Here is a 2,940-nt window from a genome sequence, read left to right on the forward strand (position 1 = left end):
CTGATTGTATGTGTATGCTTTTGTCCTAGTAAGAAGTCTTTCTTCTACTGGATCAAATCAAGCCTATCGAGCAATTAGTACCAGTCAACTGAACGTATTACTACGCTTACATCTCTGGCCTATCGACGAGATGGTCTATCTCGGCTCTCAGGGATACCTTGTTTTGAGGGGGGCTTCCCGCTTAGATGCCTTCAGCGGTTATCCTGTCCGATCATAGCTACCCAGCACTGCTATTGGCATAACAACTGGTCCACCAGTGGATCGTTCACCCCGGTCCTCTCGTACTAGGGGCAACTCCTCTCAAGTATCCTACACCCACGGAAGATAGGGACCGAACTGTCTCACGACGTTCTAAACCCAGCTCACGTACCTCTTTAAACGGCGAACAGCCGTACCCTTGGGACCTGCTCCAGCCCCAGGATGAGATGAGCCGACATCGAGGTGCCAAACACTGCCGTCGATATGGACTCTTGGGCAGTATCAGCCTGTTATCCCCGGCGTACCTTTTATCCGTTGAGCGATGGCCCTCCCACTTGGGACCACCGGATCACTATGGCCGTCTTTCGACTCTGCTCGACTTGTCAGTCTCGCAGTCAGGCTGGCTTCTGCCATTGCACTCAACGAGCGATTTCCGACCGCTCTGAGCCAACCTTCGCGCGCCTCCGTTACGATTTAGGAGGCGACCGCCCCAGTCAAACTACCCACCACACAGGGTCCCGGATCCGGATAACGGACCGCGGTTAGACATCAAGCAGAACAAGGGTGGTATCTCAAGGGAGGCTCCACGCAGACTGGCGTCCACGTTTCAAAGCCCACCACCTATCCTGCACATGTTCGGCCTAATGCCAGTGTGAAGTTGTAGTAAAGGTGCACGGGGTCTTTCCGTCTAACCGCGGGTAACCGGCATCTTGACCGGTAATTCAATTTCGCTGAGTCTATGTTGGAGACAGCGGGGAAGTCGTTACGCCATTCGTGCAGGTCGGAACTTACCCGACAAGGAATTTCGCTACCTTAGGACCGTTATAGTTACGGCCGCCGTTTACCTGGGCTTCAATTCAGAGCTCTCACTCCTCCTTTTAACCTTCAGGCACCGGGCAGGCGTCAGACCCTATACGTCGTCTTACGACTTCGCAGAGCCCTGTGTTTTTAATAAACAGTCGCCACCCCCTGGTTTGTGCCCCCAGCCCCTAGTTGCCTAGGAACCGGGCCTCCTTCTCGCGAACTTACGGAGGTATTTTGCCGAGTTCCTTCAACATAGTTCTCTCAAGCGCCTTGGTATTCTCTACCTATCCACCTGTGTCGGTTTAGGGTACGATCTAGCGATGGAGCTATTTCCAGGGACCTCTAAGCAGCCCATTCAATCCGATAAGGATGAACTACCCTCGAGATCCGTCACTTCCATCTGGCCCAGGAATATTAACCTGGTTCCCATCGACTACGCCTTTCGGCCTCGCCTTAGGGGTCGGCTTACCCTGCTCAGATTAGCTTTAAGCAGGAACCCTTGGATTTTCGGCGAGAGTGTCTCTCACACTCTTTGTCGCTACTCATGTCATCATTCTCACTAGTGATCTCTCCACGGGATCCCTCACAGGCCCGCTTCACAGAAAGTTCCGCGTCTCCAATACCCCGAAGGGCTAAGGAGACATGGAACTATGTCACACTACGCTCTGCTACCATGCAATTAATGCATCCTAAGCTTCGGCTCATGGCTTGAGCCCCGTTACATCTTCGCCGCAAGACAACTTATTTAGACCAGTGAGCTGTTACGCTATCTTTAAAGGATGGCTGCTTCTAAGCCAACCTCCTGGTTGTTTTGGTCGTCTCACCTGCTTTCCCACTTAGCCATGAATTAGGGGCCTTAGCTGTAGGTCAGGGTTGTTTCCCTCTTCACAACGGACGTTAGCATCCGCTGTGTGTCTGCCATCTAGTACTCCTCGGTATTCGGAGTTTGGTTAGGATCAGTAAGCCTGTGGGGCCCCATTACCCATCCAGTGCTCTACCCCCGAGGGTATTCGGATGACGCTCTACCTAAATAGATTTCGCAGAGAACCAGCTATCTCCGAGTTTGATTGGCCTTTCACCCCTAGGCACAGCTCATCCCGATCCTTTTCAACGGATGTGGGTTCGGTCCTCCAATAAGTGTTACCTTATCTTCAACCTGGCCATGCCTAGATCACTCGGTTTCGGGTCTGATCCCACAAACTCAACGCCCTATTAAGACTCGCTTTCGCTACGCCTACACCTAACGGCTTAAGCTTGCTTGTGAGACCAAGTCGATGACCCATTATACAAAAGGTACGCTGTCAGGCCGTAAAGACCCTCCAACTGATTGTAGGCGTTCGGTTTCAGGTACTGTTTCACTCCCCTCGTCGGGGTGCTTTTCACCTTTCCCTCACGGTACTGGTTCACTATCGGTCAGTAAGGAGTACTTAGCCTTCGAAGGTGGTCCTCCGATCTTCAGACAGAATTTCACGTGTTCCGCCCTACTTAATACGTCCAATCATGCTTCTTATACGGGACTATCACCCACTTTGGTTGCGCATTCCAACGCATTCTAACCACACTCATGGCTCGGCTGGTCCCCGTTCGCTCGCCGCTACTAGGGGAGTATCAATTGATTTCCTTTCCTCCGGGTACTTAGATGTTTCAGTTCCCCGGGTTTGCTTTTATAAACCTATGTATTCAGTCTATAAATACCTGGTTCTGCTTACTGATGAACCCACCGTCTGCACCTTGCGAACTTACGTCCTCAAGTAGCAAAGCGGTAGGACAACAATAAACAATCAGGTGGGTTGCCCCATTCAGAAATCCATGGATCAAAGCTTATTCTCAGCTCCCCATGGCTTATCGCAGAGTATCACGTCTTTCATCGCCTCTTACTGCCAAGGCATTCACCAAACGCCCTTTTCGCGCTTGATTTGATCCAGAAAAAGAAAGACT

1 rRNA gene is annotated in these 2,940 nt (G+C 51.5%); it reads right to left on the minus strand.

The features are described 5' to 3' along the window. Positions 1-53: 53 nt before the first annotated feature. A 23S ribosomal RNA gene (locus ACTRWK_RS17470) occupies positions 54-2,919 on the minus strand. Positions 2,920-2,940: the final 21 nt, after the last annotated feature.

Source organism: Sulfitobacter sp. G5_S2_6_S6, from assembly GCF_054968505.1.